The 16,497-nt window shown below is 72.9% G+C and carries 10 protein-coding genes; 2 read left to right on the top strand and 8 right to left on the bottom strand.

All coding sequences use genetic code 11. The features are described from left to right. Nucleotides 1–4: 4 nt before the first annotated feature. On the top strand, nt 5–727 hold the full coding sequence (locus ACFYXS_RS17390; protein ID WP_389248828.1) for a DUF4232 domain-containing protein: 723 nt from the start codon (nt 5–7) through the stop codon (nt 725–727). Nucleotides 728–762: 35 nt separating this feature from the next. On the opposite strand, the gene ACFYXS_RS17385 is transcribed toward ACFYXS_RS17390, so the two are convergent. From ACFYXS_RS17385 to ACFYXS_RS17365, 5 genes are all read right to left on the bottom strand, one after another. Then, entirely contained in the window at nt 763–1,164 is a 402-nt protein-coding gene (locus tag ACFYXS_RS17385; protein ID WP_389248826.1) for a YybH family protein, read from the bottom strand. 117 nt (nt 1,165–1,281) lie between these two features. Next, a complete protein-coding gene (locus tag ACFYXS_RS17380) occupies nt 1,282–2,118 on the bottom strand; it encodes an EamA family transporter (protein ID WP_389248823.1) in 837 nt (278 codons plus the stop codon). After that, nucleotides 2,115–3,341 (bottom strand): Glu/Leu/Phe/Val dehydrogenase dimerization domain-containing protein, encoded by a 1,227-nt coding sequence (locus ACFYXS_RS17375; RefSeq protein WP_389248821.1) that lies wholly within the window; start codon nt 3,339–3,341, stop codon nt 2,115–2,117. The genes ACFYXS_RS17380 and ACFYXS_RS17375 overlap by 4 nt, the downstream gene beginning before the upstream one ends. Nucleotides 3,342–3,637: 296 nt before the next feature. After that, nucleotides 3,638–4,936 (bottom strand): nucleotide disphospho-sugar-binding domain-containing protein, encoded by a 1,299-nt coding sequence (locus ACFYXS_RS17370; RefSeq protein WP_389248819.1) that lies wholly within the window; start codon nt 4,934–4,936, stop codon nt 3,638–3,640. 343 nt (nt 4,937–5,279) lie between these two features. Next, a complete protein-coding gene (locus ACFYXS_RS17365) occupies nt 5,280–8,120 on the bottom strand; it encodes an ATP-binding protein (RefSeq protein WP_389248817.1) in 2,841 nt (946 codons plus the stop codon). Nucleotides 8,121–8,339: 219 nt separating this feature from the next. Here ACFYXS_RS17365 and ACFYXS_RS17360 point away from each other — a divergent pair, with 219 nt between their 5' ends. Beyond that, nucleotides 8,340–9,050: a sigma-70 family RNA polymerase sigma factor gene (locus tag ACFYXS_RS17360; protein ID WP_389248815.1), complete on the top strand. Its 711-nt coding sequence runs from the start codon at nt 8,340–8,342 to the stop codon at nt 9,048–9,050. Between the two features lie 18 nt (nt 9,051–9,068). Here ACFYXS_RS17360 and ACFYXS_RS17355 read toward each other — a convergent pair whose 3' ends face one another. The 3 genes from ACFYXS_RS17355 to ACFYXS_RS17345 form a co-directional block, all read right to left on the bottom strand. After that, entirely contained in the window at nt 9,069–11,894 is a 2,826-nt protein-coding gene (locus ACFYXS_RS17355; RefSeq protein ID WP_389248813.1) for an ATP-binding protein, read from the bottom strand. 87 nt (nt 11,895–11,981) lie between these two features. Continuing rightward, nucleotides 11,982–15,998: a type VII secretion protein EccCa gene (gene eccCa, locus ACFYXS_RS17350; protein WP_389248811.1), complete on the bottom strand. Its 4,017-nt coding sequence runs from the start codon at nt 15,996–15,998 to the stop codon at nt 11,982–11,984. A 40-nt stretch (nt 15,999–16,038) separates the two neighbouring features. Next, on the bottom strand, nt 16,039–16,434 hold the full coding sequence (locus tag ACFYXS_RS17345) for a YbaB/EbfC family nucleoid-associated protein (protein ID WP_389248809.1): 396 nt from the start codon (nt 16,432–16,434) through the stop codon (nt 16,039–16,041). Between the last annotated feature and the right edge of the window lie 63 nt (nt 16,435–16,497).

Here is a 16,497-nt window from a genome sequence, read left to right as displayed (position 1 = left end):
CTCGGTGAGAGACTCCAGGGACGGCACCGCGGCGCTCGTCGCCGGCCTGCTGCTCGCGGTGGTCGCCGCGGGCTGCGCGGTGACGCCGCCCGACACCGACCCCGTCTCGGCGCCCCGGCCGTACGCCGCCTCCGCGGGCACGACGACGGGAAGTCCGGCGCGGCACGCGGCGCCACCCGTCCCGGCACCGCCGCGCTCGCTCGCCCCGCCCGTGCGAACCCAAAACGGTGACGGCGGAGCCCACGCCGAACCGGACTGCGCGGCGCGGGACCTGGGCCTCACCGGGAACTTCTCGCGCAAGGCCGTCCTCGGCAGTCCCGGGGACGAGGCGATGGACATTTTGCTGAGCAACCGGTCCGGCGCCGCGTGTCTGCTGCGCGGCTGGCCGGGCATCACGTTCTACGGCGAGAACACCATCCTGCACTGCGACGCCGGGTGCAACGACGACGGGTTCATCGACCCGGTGTCACCGCGCCCGCTGTCGGTGACGCGCTATGGGCCCTCCCGGCCCGCTGCCGTCGATCTCGCGCCCGGGCAGAGCACGACATTCAGCCTCGTCTGGAAGTCGGCCACCGAAACGGTCTGCACCGGCGAGGACTTCTACAACCCGCCGTACGGCGCCCACGTCCTGGTCCCCGGCGACTCCGCGGCCCTGGACATCACGCCGCTCGACATCTCCCCCTGCCGGGGGAGGATCGCCGTCACCCCGTTCGGCGTCTCCGGCTGACGGCGCGGCGAGGGCCGCGCCGCCGGCCGGGGAGCTCAGGAGTCCTGCGGCGCAGGTGACAGGTGTTCGTGCACGGCGGGCCAGCGTCCCTCCTCCCCACGGCGGAAGACGATGGTCTCCCGTTCGTGAAGAGTCTCCTCGCCGGAGCGAGTCGAGATGCGCGTCTCGACGGTGTGGGTGAAGACCGCGGTGTCGTCCCACTGCTGGACCATCCGGTCGGACGAGCGGCAGCTCAGCACCCGGAAGCCGTCCTCGGCCACCCAACGGGCCCAGACGCGCCGGTACTCGGCGACGGACTCGATGCGCTGCGCAGTGGTGTGGAAGACGAAGGTCGCGTCCGGGGCGAAGGCCCGGAAGTAGTCGTCCAGCCGTCCTTCGGCGAAGGCGGCCACGAGGTCGTCGGCGGCTCGGAGTACCCGCTTCTGGTCGTCGGTCATTTCGGAGGTCATTTCGGAGGTCATTTCGGAGGTCATTTCGCAGTTGCTCCAGGGGGAGGTGGAGGGACGGTGTGATGGTGGCCGGTCGGGCGGAGTCCGCCCGGTGCTCCGGTGTCCCTAGACGGCGACGAGGAGCAGCGCTCCGGCGCCCAGGCAGAGCCCCAGCGCCTGACGGGCCGTCACACGTTCGCCGTCGACGATCAGTGCGAGCGCCACGGTGGCCGCCGGGTACAGCGACACGACCGGTCCGACCACGCTCAGCAGGCCGTGGTCCATCGCGAACAGGTAGAAGGCGAAAGCGGCCGTGTCCAGGGCCCCGGCCAGCACGACGAGCAGCCACGGCATGCGTGCGGTGGTCTCCCGCAGCCGGCCGCGCAGGACCAGCGGCGCCACGGACAGGATCGAGACGGCACGGGCGCCGAGCAGCGGCCACAGGCCGGCGCCCGGTCCCGGATGCGAGAGACAGACCAGTTGGAGGCCGAGCGCCCCGCCCGTGGCCAGCGCCAGCAGCAGCGTGCGCATCGCGACGGTGTCCCGCCTGATCCGGCCGACCTGGCTCACCAGCGCGACCGAGACCAGTGCGCAGCAGACGCCGCACAGCGCGAGCAGTCCGGGAGCCGTCTCGATGAACAGCCCGACCACCAGCGGTACGACGGCGACCGTCACCGCCGTGACGGGCGCCACGAGCACGATCCCCTCGGACGCCAGTGTCCGGTAGAGCAGCACCAGGCCCAACAGCCCGAAGGCGCCCGCTCCCAGACCCCAGGTGACGGCCGCAAGGCTCGGCCCGTGCGTGGCGGTCGCCGCCAGCCAGACGGCGATCACCGGGAGGGACAGCACCTGGGAGAAGAACACGACCACGTGGGCCGGAATGTTCCGCGACGCTCTGGCACCGCAGTAGTCCGCCGCCCCCCAGCCCAGTGCCGCCACCGTGGCCAGCACGGCGGTGATCATCGCTCGCCCAGCCGGTGCAGCAGGAGCTCGCGCCTGGCGTCGGCGATGTGGCGCGCCGCCTCGCGGGGAGTGCACACCGCTTCGCCGGCGAACTCCAGCGTCTCCGTCACCAGTGCGCGCAGCGATCCGCGCACCTTGGCCAGGGAGGCAGCCGCGCCGGGGGCGACATCGCCGAAGAGCGTCCACCACCACCAGGCGTTGGTACCGGAGTTGGCGACGACATCGGGGATGACGACGCAGCCGCGCCGGCGCAGTTCCTGCTCCGCGGCCGCCGTCACGGGAACGTTCGCCGCCTCGACGACGTACCGGGCGGCGACGCGGGCCTGGTTCGCCTCGTGGATGGTGTAGGAGGTCGCGGCCGGGACCAGTACGTCGGTCGGGAACGACAGGCAGTCGTCCCTGTCCAGGAGGATGTCGTCGGGGCCGAGCCGGCCGCGGTCGATGGACCCGAACGCCCCGCGGTGGTGCAGCATGTCCTCGACCGCCAGGCCGCGCGGGTTGGCCACCGTGCCGTGCACGTCCGAGATGGCCACCACGCGGATCCCCGCCGCGGCGAGGAACCGGGCCGTGGCCCCGCCCATGGCTCCGAAGCCCTGGACGGCGGCGGTGGCGGACGGGCGGGGAACGCCGTCCCGGTCCAGGACCGTCAGCACGGCCTCCGCGACCCCGCAGCCGCCGACCAGTTCGGCCAGTGCTATGCCGTCGACATCGACCGCGAAAGCTTCGGCAAAGCGTTTTCTTGCCGCTGCCGGATCGTCGAGAGTACGGACGACCGGCGCGATACAGCCCTCCACTCCCAATTCGCCCAGCACTTCTTCGATGAGCTCGGTGGTGGTGCCGAGATCGTCACCCGTCGCCCAATGCTGGTCCACGTAGGGCCGGATGAAGGCCAGAAAGCGGGAAAGGACGCCGCGTGCCTCGTCGCTGTGCGGATCGCAGTCGATGCCGCCCTTCGCGCCGCCCATGGGGAGATAGCGGTTCGAGGGGTCGTAATGGAGCGCCTCCTTCACACTCATCCCCGCCGCCAGATCTCTGACTTCCTCATAAGTGCAGCCTTGGCGCATGCGCAGGCCGCCGCTGGAAAGGCCCCTGACGAGTCTGTCGATGACGAGGAAGCCCTGATGTCCCGTGACGGGATCGGTCCAGGTGAGGGACGCCTCAGGGGGTCGGGAGAACGCACCGTCGGCGCGGACCGCAGGCGGGATGAGAAGGCTGCTCTTCACAGCAGTGGGCTCCTTGGAAAAGCCGATGAGGACAGGCCGCAGAGCTCACCGGGGCGGGTCGAAGACGACCGGCGTGAGCCACCTTGCGCGATCTGACGGTAGTTGGGGATACGAACGGTTGGACAGTCCCCGATCCTGGACATGGACGGCCCCTTCTTGGGGGACCCCCGGCGGACAATCCATGGATGGCTGGTGAAAACATGTGACTTGAATGCATTACTGCCCGTCACGCCTGAACACGTGTCGTTTCCGGCCGATGACCGGTGGCCGGTGGTGCACGCCATGCGCGAATCTCCTTACGAGCAGGAAAGCGTCTCCGCGAGGCCGGCGATCAGCGCTCCCCCGGTCTCGCGGCCCGGCGCGCGCCGGATGCCGTCGCGGACCTCGGCGAGGCGCTGCCTGCGGTCGTCGTCCGCGAGCAGTTCCCCGATCGTGTCGGCCAGCACGCCGGGGTCGAAGCCGTAGGTGTCCATCCGGACGCCGAAACCGAGGTCGGCGACGCGTTGCGCGTTGTCGTACTGGTCCCGGAAGAGCGGGAGGACGATCATCGGAAGGCCCGCGGAGACGCCTTCGTTGAGCGTGCTGGTGCCGCCGTGGGTGATGAGCAGATCGCACTCCCGGAGAACGCCGGGCTGCGGCAGGAACGGTTCGCCGTACATGTTCGGGCCGAGGACCACCTCGTCGTGGCACGGGCCCATCGAGACGATCGTGCGGTGGCCGGTGCGGGCGACGACATCCACGAGGTGCTGCAGCAGCCGGGTGTCCAGGGACCCGAGGGATCCGAGGGACAGGTAGATCACGGGTCCGCTGCCCGGCAGGTGGTCATCGACCCGGAACCTCCGCTCACCGGTGCGGACCACGGTGTCGAGTCGGTGCCAGCGGCGAGCGAACTCCGCCGGGCGCGGATAGTCCAGCGCGCTCGGGTAGGTGTAGAGGTTGAGCCAGGGCGATGCGTGGGAGAACCGCAGCGGTTCCAGCGGCGGCGCGCCGCGCTTCGTGCAGAAGGCGTTGAACTCGGCGTGCAGGTCGCGGTGGAGTGCCGCGTACTCGGCGCGGAAGGCGTCCCAGCCGGACCGGTCGTGCAGCGAGTAGCCGGAGTACGCCGGCGGCAGGTCCGGATCGGCCAGCTCCAGCGGGTTCGCCGAGACCGACCGCACCCACGGGATGCCGGACGCCGCGACGGAGGGGTCCGCCCCCACGTTGTCCACGACGATCAGATCGGGGCGGACCTTGTCGATGATCGCCCGCAACTGCGGATCGGCGTACTCGGCGGCCCGCGCCAGTTCGGCCCACCGCGGCCGGATCACCGTGCGCAACTGCTCCAGGGTGGAACCGCGGAAGTGCACCGCGTTCTCCCGCACCCATCTCGCCCACACCGCTGGGCCGTTGGCGGCCGGGCCCTCAGGCGGGGGCGACGCGTCGTAGACCTCCTCGTCGAAGCCGTGCCCGGCCGCGACACCGCGGAAGCTGCCGTCCATCGCGAACACGGGCCGCCGGCCGCCGTCGCGGAGCACCTCCGCCATCGCCCGCAGCGCGTTGTACGGCCCCCACGCCGCCGCGCCGGGGACGAAGAGGACCCGGGAACGCTCAGGCATCGGCCGGCTCCCGCCCGAACGGTACGTCCGGGGCCCGGCCGGCCGGACCGTACGACTCCGCGTCGTCCGCGACGGGTTCACCGGCGCGTACCGTCGCAGCCGTTTCGCGGTCGAGCGCGTACCGATGCGAGATCATCAACCACCTCTGAGGACGGGACCTGCGCCGGGAGCCCGGCACGGCCGCACTGTGAGCCGGTCGAGAGGGTACGGCCGCGCCACGGGGACAATCACAGGTCCCCGAACGGGGACCGGCGGGGTGCGGCGACGGGTCCCGGCACCGGGAGGAGAACCGCTCTCCGCCCGTATCCGTAGTCGTCGGTGAGGCGTTCGGCGACCCGCCGGGCTACGGCATCGGGGATCCGGCTTCCGCGGCGGCACCGACCTCGCGGCGGGAGCGGACTTGGAGCTTGGTGAGGATGTGCGAGACGTGGGTCTCCACGGTGCGTCGCGAGAGCAGCAGCCGGGTGGCGATGTCGGGGTTCGACAGACCCTGGGCGACCAGGTCGGCGACGCGCCGTTCGGTCACGGTCAGCGCTTCCCAGCCCGAGGACGGGCGCACGTTCGGTCCGCGGCTTCCCGGGCGCAGGCCCCAAGGGTGCAGACGGGCCGCGGCACGGCGTGCGTCCCAGACGGCGCCCAGATCCGCGCAGACCGCGAGAGCCTCGCCGAACGAGGCACGGGCCGCGTCGAGGTCTCCGGACGCCGCCTGGACCGACGCGAGGTCCTCCAGGGCGTTGCCCAGATCCGGCGGCCGGTCGGCGGCACGGTGGTAGTCGACGGCGGCGAGCAGCAGGGCCGGGTCCTGGTCGAGCAGCCCGGAGCACCAGTCGGCGGCGGCCCGTGTGCGCGGCCGCGGCTGGCGGTCGACCTCCTGCCGGGCGGCGAGCGCCGCGGCACTCGCCGTCTGCCGGTCGTCGGCGGCCAGCGCCAGCCGGACGAGGGCGGGCAGCCATTCCGGGTGGTTCCCGACGTCGTGCGCGTACGTGTCGGTCAGCAGCTCCGCGAGCACCTCCACGGCCTCGCCGAGCCGGCCCGCGCGCTCGGCGAGGAGACTGCGGGCCAGCAGCAGGTAGGCGGTGGCCACGGGCCCCGCCGACGGGGCCTTCCTGCCGGCGGGGGCGTCGAGATGCCCGGCCGCCTCCTGCCAGTGGCCGCGGCGGGCGCTGATCAGTGCCAGCAGGCCGTGGCGGGCCAGCCGCCAGAGCGGCGGGAGGTCGGTGACCTCGTCCAGCACCGCCAGCGCGTCGTCCCAGTGTCCGTGCTCGTGGTACCTCTCGGCGCTCTGGACCAGGGTCATCGACAGCCGCGTCGCCCCGACGCGTTCGGCGAGCGTACGCGCCTGGGCCAGTGCCTCCTCCGCTTCCTGGAGGCGGTCGACGCCGTCCAGTTCGGTGACGCGCTTGCCCAGCAGGATCAGGCGCAGGTCGACGAGTTCGGGTTCGTTGCCGATCTCCGCCAGCGCCTCGCCGTTCAGGGCCAGCGCTCCGGCCTGGTCCCCGTGCCAGCTGCGGATGACGGAAGCGGCGTGCAGGGCGTAGCCGACCGCGGTCGGATCACCGAGCCTCCTGCCCTCGGCCAGCGCTTCGGCCATCGCCAGGCGGGCCCGGCCGATCTGCCCCAGGAGGTGGCGGGCCAGCGCCACCAGGGCCAGCAGCCGTGCGCGCCAGACGGGCCCGAGGCGTGGGTCGGCGGTGGCGGCGCGCCAGTTCTCGACCACGTACTCGTAGCGGCCGGTCCGCATCCCGATGGTGCTGAGCAGCCATCTGACCCGGCCGATCAGTTCGTAGTCGGACGTGTGCCGCAGAACGCTCCGGGCCAGCTCCTCCGCGCGGTCCAAGGGGCCCATGCGGAAGTAGAGCGCGGCCAGTTGCGCGGTGAGCACGGGGAGCCTCGGATCGTCCGGGCGCGCGTGCCGCAGCGCGTGTTCGAGCAGTTCGGCGGCGGCGATGGGGGCCCGGACGCCCAGTCGGACGGCGTTGTCGGCAAGCCACTCCCATTCCCAGTCCTCAGCCGTTCCCAGGACCGGAAGGATCAGTTCGGCCACCCGCTCCACCGGTGCCCCGGCGGCCATCAGATCCTGCGCCGCGCGCCGGAGGAACGCCGCACGCAAGGGTTCGGGCATGGCCTCGTACAGCACCTCCTTCAACAGACCGTGGCGGAAGCGCAGCCGGGACCCCACGGACTCCAGCACGCCCGCCCCGAGCGCCTCCTCCACCACCGCCAGGAGGGAGCCCGCGCCGCGTCCCACCGCCGCCGCCAGATCCGTCACCGAGAACTCCGGGCCGAGCAGCGACGCGGTGCGCAGCACGTCGCGGGCGTCGGCCGTGAGGCCGGCGAGCCGGTCCGCGATGACGTCGCCCAGCGCGTTGAGCTCCCCCACGTCCTGGCCCGCCGCCGTCAACTCCACCCTTCCGCCCACGGAGTGCAGCGCGCCGACGCGCTCCAAGGCGTCCAGCAACTCCCTTACGTAGAGCGGATTGCCCGCCGCGGAGCGCAGCCGTTCGGTGAGCATCGGGCCGGGGACTCCCCGCGCCAGCAGCCCCGCCAGCTCCGCGACGTGGGCCTCGGGCAACTGGCCGAGCGAGATCGACTGGCCGCCCTGGGAGCGCAGATCACGCCGCAGCGGCTCCAGGTCCGCCCGCCCCGGCACCGGCCGGCAGGTGCCGATGACCAGGAGCGGCAGCTGGACCGCGGCCCGGCAGAGCCGGCGCCACATCAGCAGGCTCGCCTCGTCGGCCCACTGCAGGTCCTCCACCGCCAGCACCAGGGGGCCCGTGGCGCACAGCCGGTCCACCAGGACGAGCAGTTGCTCCGTCGCGGCGACCACGGGGTCCCCGGCGAGCAGGCGCATCGTCCAGCCGGGCGCCTGCTCGGGCTGCTCCAGGGCGAGCGCGGCCTCCGCGCGCCGTGGATCGGCCGAGCCCGTCTCGACCTCCAGCAGCCGTGTCATCACGGAGAGCGGCAACCGCTGGCCGAGCTCGTCGCACTGCCCGGTCAGCACCTCGCAGCCGGCCGCCCGGGCGCCGGACAGCGCGAGCGCCAGCAACGCCGACTTGCCGATGCCCGGTTCTCCCTCGATCAGCAGGCTCCCACCGCGACCTGCGGTGACGTCAGCCACCAGGCGGTCAAGGACGGCTCGCTCCGCGTCACGTCCGATCAGGGGATGCAGTTGTTGCCCGAGCATGTCCATGACCCTAGAGCCTCCGTATGAGGTCACCCTCTCTTTCACGTAACGCCTGGGGAAACTGAGGCTTCCACCCGGAAGCCGCCCCCCTGGCTCACTGAGGCCGACGCGGCACACGGGGCTCCGGGACCCCCGGCATCTCAGTGAGGCTCACGGATGTCTCCGTATCCGTGAGGTCGCAGGCTCGTCTCATCGGTCGGCGACGGATGGGAACAGCTCATGACCACGGCATTCGCACACGAGGCACTCACGGATCAGGCGGCCACGGACGAGGCGCTCGCTCCCGCGCTCGCTCCCGCACCGCTCCCGGCCCGCTCCCCCGGGTCCGCGGAGCAGAAGATGCGGATGATCTACGAGGTCAACAAGAACTCCCTGATACACAGTCTGCTCGGGTGGACCCAGGGTGACCGGCAGGCCGCGGAGGACCTCGTCCAGGAGACCATGCTGCGGGCCTGGCGCCATCTGGACATCCTGCCCGACGACCCGCGGGCGGTGCGCCCGTGGCTGCTCACGGTGTCGCGCAGGCTGGCGATCGACATGCTGCGCGCCCGCGCGTCGCGTCCCACCGAGGTGGAGGACGACCCGCTGGAGTCGATACCGGTGACGGCGGAACCGCTGGAACAGGTCCTGGACCGCCAGGTGCTGCGCACCGCGCTGGCCGGGCTGTCCGCGACCCATCGCGCCGTACTGACCCAGGTCTACCTTCTGCACCGGCCGGTCCGGCACGCGGCCGAGGTGCTCAACGTTCCGGAGGGCACCGTCAAGTCGCGCACCCACAAGGCGCTGCGCGCTCTGCGCGAGGCGCTGGGCGACCGCAACGGGGCGAGGCTCCGCAACCCCTCCGCGCGCCGAGGACCCGCCCTGCCCGGGCCGGTCCGGCGGCATCCGGGCAGGCGCCCGGCCCCTGCATGCGCACTGGCCCGGGACTGACCCGTGCCGGACCCGCGCTCACGCCTCCTCGCGCCGGACGTGCCGGGCGACCTCGTGGCGGGAAGAGGCCTGGAGCTTGGTGAGGATGTGGGAGACATGGGTCTCCACCGTCCTGCGGGACAGCAGCAACCGCCCGGCGATGTCAGGGTTGGACAACCCCTGGCCGACCAGTTCCGCGACGCGCCGCTCGGCCTCGGTCAGCGCCTGCCGGCCGCTCTTCGGACGCTGCCGCGCACCCCGTACGCCCGGGCGGACACCGTAGGGCCGCAGCCGGGCGGTGGCCCGCCGTGCGTCCCAGACGGCGCCCAGATCCGCGTAGACCTCCAGTGCCTCGGCCAGAGTGGCGCGTGCCGTCGCCAGGTCACCGCCGGCCGCCTGCAGGACGGCCGCGTCCTCCAAGGCGTTGCCCAGCGCCGGCCGGCGTCCGGAATCGCGGTAGTACGACGCGGCGGCCAGCACCGGCGCCGGTTCGCCGTCCAGTAGTCCGGCGCACCAGCCGAGGTCCGCCTGCCGGGCCGGTTGCCGTCGCTCAGCCGTCCCCGGCTCCGCGCGCATCCCGCTGACGGCCCGCAACGAGGCCGCGTCGCCGCACTCTTGCGCGGCCCGGACCAGGAGCGGCAGGCAGGCGGTCGGATCGACCACTCCCTCCCCGGCATCCGGGGTCAGGCACGCAGCAAGCACCTCGACGACGCGCTCCGGGCGAGCGGCGTGCTCGGCCTCCAGGGCCCACGCCCGCAGGAATGTCGCGGAGTTGACCATCCGTTCGTCCGGGGCACGGCGGTCACGGAGCTCCGCCAGATACCGGGAGGCGTCCTGCCAGTCGTCGCGGTGCCCGGCGATCAGGGCCCGCACCGCGTGCCCGGCTCCAGGTGTGCGTGCGGCCGGTCCGAGTTCCGCCAGTGCGTCGTCCCACCGGCCCAGGACGTAGCCCAGTTCGGCGACGTGGGCCCGCAGCGTGCCCAGGGCACCGCTCCGGGGGCCGGCGGTCCGCTCGGCCGGTGTGAGCGCCTCCCGTGCGGCCGCTTCCGCTTCGGTGAAGCGGTCGAGTGCGGCGAGGGCGGTAAAGCGGAGGCCCAGTACCGTCAGCCGCAGGTCGGCCAGTTCCTCGTTCCCGCCGATGAGTGACAGCGTCTCGTCCGCGAGGGCGAGGGCGCCGGTGAAATCGCGGGAATGTGTGCGCAGCAGCGAGCGCGTGTACAGGGCCTGGGCCATGGCCGGCGGATCGCCCAGCCGCTGCCCTTGCGCCTGCGCCCGCTCGGCGGCCCGCCACGCCTCCTGCCGGCCGGCCCGGCCGCCGTGGCCGGCCAGGGCGGTCGACCGCAGTGCCGCGTTGCGGACCCGCCACAGGGGCGCGGCGGTCCCGGTGTGGGTGTCGGTGTGTGTGTCGGCGTCGGCCAGGACCGTGGACGCCTCCTCGGCCCGGCCGGTGCGCAGCAGGGTGGAGCCGAGGAACCACACGGCCCGGCCGGCCCTGTCCGGGCCTGCGCCCCGGGCCAGGACACCACGGGCCGTGCGCTCCGCCTGCTCGTCCCGGCCCAGCAGGTGGGTGACGGCGAGGAACTGGTCCTCGACATCGGCATGGCGCGGATCCGTGCTGTCGAGCCGCTTCAAGGCGTGCTCCAGCAGCCGCGCCGCGTTCTCGGGAGCACGGACCGCCAGGGCCGCGGCGTTGGCCGCGATCCAGCCCGCTTCCCAGCCCTCGGTCTCCGCGAGCACCGTCAGCACCAGAGCGGCCACGCTCTCCACCGGCGCCCCGGCGGCGACCAGTGCCTTCGCGGCGTGCTGGCGCAGGGCGGCCAGCAAGGCGGAGGGCATCGTCTCGTAGAGGGAGCTCCGCACCAGTTCATGGCGGAAGCGCAGCCGCACGCCGTCGGGTTCCACCACCCCCGCGGCCGTGGCCTCGTCGACAGCGCCGGCCAGGGCGGCGCGCGGGCGTCCCACCACCGTCGCGAGATCGGTGACCGAGAAGTCCGGGCCCAGCAGGGCCGCGGTGCGCAACAGGTCGCGTGCCTGGGCCGAGAGGAAGTCCAGCGGGTCCTCGATCACCCGCGCCGGTGACGGCACGGCGTCCCGCGGAGCGTCGGCGGCCAGTTCCGCCCCGTCCGTCTCCGTCCGCACCGCCTCGGACCGGACGAGCGCGTCCAGCAACTCCCCCAGGTACAGCGGGTTGCCGGCCGCCGACGCCAGCCGCCCCACGAGCCGCGGCCCCGGTGCGGCGCCCAGCCGCCCGGCCGCCAGCCTCGCCACGTCCGGCGCCGGCAGGCCGTCGAGCCTGACGACCACTCCTCCGGCCCCGCGCAGTTCACGGCGCAGCCGGTCCAGTTCGGGCCGTACCGGCACCGGGCGGCAGGTCGCCACCAGCAGCAGGGGCAACCGGCCCGTCGCCCGGCACAGGCGCTCCCACAGCAGCAGGCTCGCCTCGTCGGCCCAGTGCAGGTCCTCGACCGCGAGGACCACAGGACCGGACGCGCACATCCGGTCCACCAGACCGAGCAGGTGCTCGATCGCCGCGCTCACCGGGTCGCCGGCGGCCGGGGCCGCCTGCGCCTGTGCCGCCGCCCCCCGCCGTGGGCCGGCGGTGCGCTCGTCGACACCGAGTGCCCGCGCCGGTGCCGAAAGCGGGAACCGCTCCGACAGTTCGTCGCACCTCGCGCGCAGCACCCGGCAACCGCTCGCGTCCGCGGTGGAGAGGCCGGCCGACACGAGCGCGGACTTGCCGATCCCGGGCTCGCCCTCGATCAGCAGCGCGCGCCCGTGCCCCGCGGCGACATCGGCCACCAGCTCGCCCAACAGGGCGAGTTCGGCGTCCCGGCCGACGAACTCCGCGGCAGATCGCACCGTCATGCGGGCAGCGTAGCGACCCTCCGCGAGACGGAGGTTCCGGCTAAGTGAACGTTTCCCCTCCGGTTCCGCTTCGCTGCCCGGCGCACGTCACGTGTCCATGGCGGTCTGGATCAAGGTGGGCGGCGTCTGGCGGCCGACGAGGACTCCGCGGCCGGGCGGGCGCTGGGCGGCGCGCTCGCTGCCGATCACCACGCCCTCACGCGGATCGCCGGACAGGACGATGCCCGCGGTGCCCAATTCCTTGATCCTGTTCAGCAGTTGCTCGGACATCTGTCCCCGGGCGCTGCCGGCGACCCGGCGGGCGACCACCATGTGCAGGCCGATCTCGCGGGCCTGCGGCAGGAAGTCCAGCAGCGGGTTCAGCGGCGACGTACGCCCGTTGGTGACCAGGTCGTAGTCGTCGACCACCACATAGAACTCCGGGCCGGTCCACCAGTCGCGCTTGCGCAGCTGGTCCATGGTCACGTTCGGCGGGGGCAGCCGCTCCGTCAGCTTGGCGACCACCTGGTCGACGTAGACCTGGGCCGAGTTGGCGTCACCGGCGTAGGCACCGATGTACTCGTCGTCCACGACCCCCATGAGGGTGCGCCGGTAGTCCACGACGACGAACCGGGCCTCGAACGCCGAGCGCCGCGCCGCGAGCCCCTTCATCCAGCCGCGCAGGAAGGTGGACTTGCCGGAACCGGCGTCGCCGAAGACCAGGAAGTGAGGATCGGCGTCGGTGAGGTCCAGGCGCACCGGGGCGAGATCGCTCTCGGCGATGCCGATCGGCACACCCGGGGCCGTGTCGTCCTCCTCGATCCGGCTCGCCAGGGCAGCTGCGGTGAGCCGCTCGGGGAGCATCCGGATCGGGGGCGCCACGGGCCCGGACCAGGAGGCCGCGATCTTGCCGATCGCCTCGTCCTGGGCTTCCGCGAGGCCGTCGGCGCTGTCCCTGCCGTCGAGGCGGGGCAGTGCCACCTGGAACTGGACGCCGGGCGGCGCCATGCCGCGCCCGGGGACGGAGAGGCCGAAGGCCCGCGCCGCGCGGCGGTTGATCTCCGAGTCGCCCGGATCGTTGAGCCGCAGCTCCAGCCGTGCCGAGATGGTGTCGCGCAGCGCCGTGCGGAGGTCGGCCCAGCGGTTGGCGGCGATCACCAGGTGGACGGCGACGCCGAGACCGCGGTTGGCGATGTCCAGGACGGTGGCGTCCACGCCTTCCATCTCACCGCGGACCGCGCCCCAGTTGTCGATCACCAGGAAGACGTCGGCGGCGCGCATGCCCTGCGGCAGCCGGTCGCTGTTGCGCATCCGGCGCAGCTCGGCGGCGGAGTCGATGCCGAGGTGGCGGAAGACCCGCTCCCGCTCGGCGATCAGCTGGAGCACCTCGGCCAGCGTGCGCCGGGCGCGGTTGAGGTCGTGCCGGCCGGCCACCCCGCTGACGTGCGGGGCGCGTTCGAAGGGCTGAAGGGAACCGCCTCCGAAGTCGAGGCAGAGGAACTGCGCCTCGGCCGGGGTGTGGGTGAGCATCGTCGACAGCATCAGGGTGCGCAGGAACGTGCTCTTGCCGGCCTGCGGGGCACCGACCACGGCGAGGTGGCCCGCCTTGGCGAAGTCGGGCACCAGCGGCTGCTGGAGCTGCTGGAGCGGTACGTCCAGGACGCCGATCGGGGTGCGCAGCCGGCCCTTGTCCAGCCACCAGTCGGCGGTCATGCCGCGCTCGGGCCGGACCGCGACCGGGCCGGTGAGGTCGTCCAGGGCCAGCGCGGAGGGCAGCGGGGGCAGCCACACCTGGTGGGCCGACTGGCCTGCCGTGCCCAGCCGTTCCACGATCACCTGCATCTCGCTCGGCCCGGCGGGCAGGGGACGCACCCGCTGCTCGCGCTCCTCCTCCGGGTCCGCGTCGGGATCCGGCGGCAGCCGCAGGGCGAAGGGCACCGGTTCGGTGGGCGGCGGTCCGGCGGCGAGTGCCCGCTGCTCGTCCGACAGATGGGGCCCGGAGACGTGGGCGACGCGAAAGCGTTCGAGGACGGTGTCGGCGACCTTGAGGTAGGCGGAACCGGGGATCGGCGGCAGCCGGTAGGCGTCCGGGCTGCCGATGACGACACGGGACTCCGCCGCCGAGAAGGTGCGCAGGCAGATCCGGTAGGAGAGGTTGGCCTCCAGGCCGCGCAGCCGCCCCTCCTCCAGACGCTGGGTGGCGAGCAGCAGATGGACGCCCAGGGAGCGGCCGACCCGGCCGATCTGGACGAAGAGCTCGATGAAGTCGGGTCGGGTGGCCAGCAGTTCACCGAACTCGTCGACGATGACCAGCAGATACGGCAGCGGCTCCAGCGGACGGCCGTCCGGCCCGGTGCCCCCGGCGGCGCGGCGCAGCTGGTAGTCGCGGACGTTGTCGATGTTGCCGGCGTCACGGAGCAGCTTCTGCCGCCGCTGCTGTTCGCCGACCAGGGCGTCCTTGACCCGGTCGACCAGGGCGACCTCGTCCACCAGGTTGGTGATCAGACCGGCCACGTGCGGCAGTTCGGTGACGCCGGCGAAGGTGGCGCCGCCCTTGAAGTCGACCAGGACCAGGCTGAGGAGTTCCGGAGAGTGCGTCATGGTCAGTCCGGTGACCAGGGTGCGCAGCAGTTCGCTCTTGCCCGAGCCGGTGGCGCCGACGACCAGCCCGTGCGGGCCCATGCCGCCCTGCGCCGACTCCTTCAGGTCCAGGACGAGTTGCCGGCCGGTGCTGTCGAAGCCGATCGGCATGCGCAGCACCTCCTCGTCCTCCGCGCCGACCCACAGCGACTCGGGGCTGAAGCTCTCCAGTTCCGAGATGCCCAGCATGCTGGGCAGCGACATGGTCTGGGCGAGGATCTCCTCGCCCTCCGCGGACAGCCGCAGCGGGGCCAGCGCCCGTGCGATGGCCTCGCACAGCGGAGGTTCGGCGCGCGCCGCGACGGCCGTGTCGACCGGCGAGCGCGTGTCGGCGCGGCGGCCCTCCAGGGAGACGATGCCCCGCGCGTCCAGGCGCACCCGTACGTCGGCGCGGGTCGGCTCGTCGTTCTCCTGTTCCACCAGGCAGATCACGGTGATCGCGCTCTGCGGGCCGGCCGCCGCGAGGAGTTCGGCGGCGAGCGGTGAACGGGCCCAGGCCGCCCGCGGAAGGTAGCGGTCCAGCACGACGACCAGGCGGCGCCGGGTGTCCGGGGCGTCCCGGTCGGTCAGGTTCAGCCGGCGGGACGGCTGCTGGGCGGCGGCCTCCAGGACCTGCTGGAGATGATCGGCGATGCCCTCGAAGTCCTCGGCGACCAGGGGTACGACGCCCGCTTCCCCGGTGGCGTCCGGTTCGTGGGTGTGCGGCAGCCACTTGGCCCAGTTCCAGTCCTCACCCCCGGTCGCGATGGCGATGCCCACGTCGTCCGGCGCGTGCAGCACCGCGATCTGGCAGAGCAGGGCGCGGACGACCTCGCGTGCCGCCTTCGACGGCCCGAGCACGCTGACCACACCGGCCTTGGCCAGGTCGAGCACGGCGGGCTGGTTGCCGACCACGGACATCGACTCGACCAGCCGGTCCGCCGCCGCCTTGGCACGGGGGTCGTACTCCACCGTCGGATCGTTGCGGGTGGCCATGCGGATGGGCGTCGACAACGGCGCGTTGCCCGCTCCGACGGACACCTTGAGGAAGTCGGCGTCGGTGACGCGGCGTTCCCACACCCGGCGCCGCTGCGCCGCGATCGCCGACAGCCGGCGCGGTGACGGGAACTGCCAGGCCGCGACGGCGCGCTGGCTCTCCGCCACCTGGCGGGCGGTCCGCCGCACCTCGACCAGGTGGTCCAGGTAGCGGTCGCGGGCGCGCATCTTCTGCTTGCGGGCCTGCCCGCGCATCTGCATCCGCACGGCGACGGTGACGCCGATGGACAGGACGACGAAGGCGATGCCCAGCAGGACCAGCATCCGCCGGCCGCCGGACATCAGATAGGCGGCCATGCTGATGCTGGACAGCAACGGCATCAGCAGCATCAGCCAGCTGGCGTTGCTGTCCTTGCCGACCGGCTGCGGCGGCGTGGAGAGCACCACCGGGTCGGTGGGCAACGCGGGCGGCACGACCCTGGCGGGCCGGTGGAAGATGATCCGGGACATCAGAGCTCCTCGGCGCTCGGGGTCTCCTTCACGGGCGCGGTCATCGGCGGGAACGGCGCTCGGGGAAGCGCGGTGCGACGGCGGGCCGCTTCTGGTTCTTCTCGCCGTTCAGCCCGGTCAGGATGTCCTGCAGGCCGCCGGTGATGCCCGACATGACCTCGACGCGCTGCTCGGTGACGGTGTCGTGCGCGTCGTCGATGGCCTCGATGAGGAGCCGGACCAGCCGTTCCGGGTTGTCGGGGTCGATCACCGACGGGTCGATGCGCAGGTCCACGACCCGGCTCTCGGACGAGACGGTCGCGGTGACCATGCCGTCCGTACTGTGGCCCGTGGCCTCGATGTTCCGCAGGTCCAGCTGTGCCTCGGCCACCGTGCCCTGCATCCGCCGGGCATGGTTCGCGAGCGCGGAGAAATTGATGTGCTCATTCTCGGGCATCCGGCAGTCTTCCGTCTGAGGGGGTCTTCCCACCGTGGGTGTTCCAACTACAGATACGGATGC

It is taken from the genome of Streptomyces sp. NPDC002574 (assembly GCF_042889545.1).
In the GTDB taxonomy this organism is placed as follows: domain Bacteria; phylum Actinomycetota; class Actinomycetes; order Streptomycetales; family Streptomycetaceae; genus Actinacidiphila.
The sequence above is the reverse complement of the archived record's forward strand: the minus strand, read 5'-3'. Positions and strand labels throughout refer to the sequence as shown.

Excerpts from the sequence above, each read along its gene's own strand:
- ACFYXS_RS17385 (WP_389248826.1), bottom strand. The coding sequence starts at position 1,164 with ATGACCGACGACCAGAAGCGGGTACTCCGAGCCGCCGACGACCTCGTG.
- ACFYXS_RS17380 (WP_389248823.1), bottom strand. The coding sequence starts at position 2,118 with ATGATCACCGCCGTGCTGGCCACGGTGGCGGCACTGGGCTGGGGGGCG.
- ACFYXS_RS17370 (WP_389248819.1), bottom strand. The coding sequence starts at position 4,936 with ATGCCTGAGCGTTCCCGGGTCCTCTTCGTCCCCGGCGCGGCGGCGTGG.
- ACFYXS_RS17365 (WP_389248817.1), bottom strand. The coding sequence starts at position 8,120 with ATGCTCGGGCAACAACTGCATCCCCTGATCGGACGTGACGCGGAGCGA.
- ACFYXS_RS17360 (WP_389248815.1), top strand. The coding sequence starts at position 8,340 with ATGACCACGGCATTCGCACACGAGGCACTCACGGATCAGGCGGCCACG.
- ACFYXS_RS17355 (WP_389248813.1), bottom strand. The coding sequence starts at position 11,894 with ATGACGGTGCGATCTGCCGCGGAGTTCGTCGGCCGGGACGCCGAACTC.
- eccCa (WP_389248811.1), bottom strand. The coding sequence starts at position 15,998 with ATGTCCCGGATCATCTTCCACCGGCCCGCCAGGGTCGTGCCGCCCGCG.
- ACFYXS_RS17345 (WP_389248809.1), bottom strand. The coding sequence starts at position 16,434 with ATGCCCGAGAATGAGCACATCAATTTCTCCGCGCTCGCGAACCATGCC.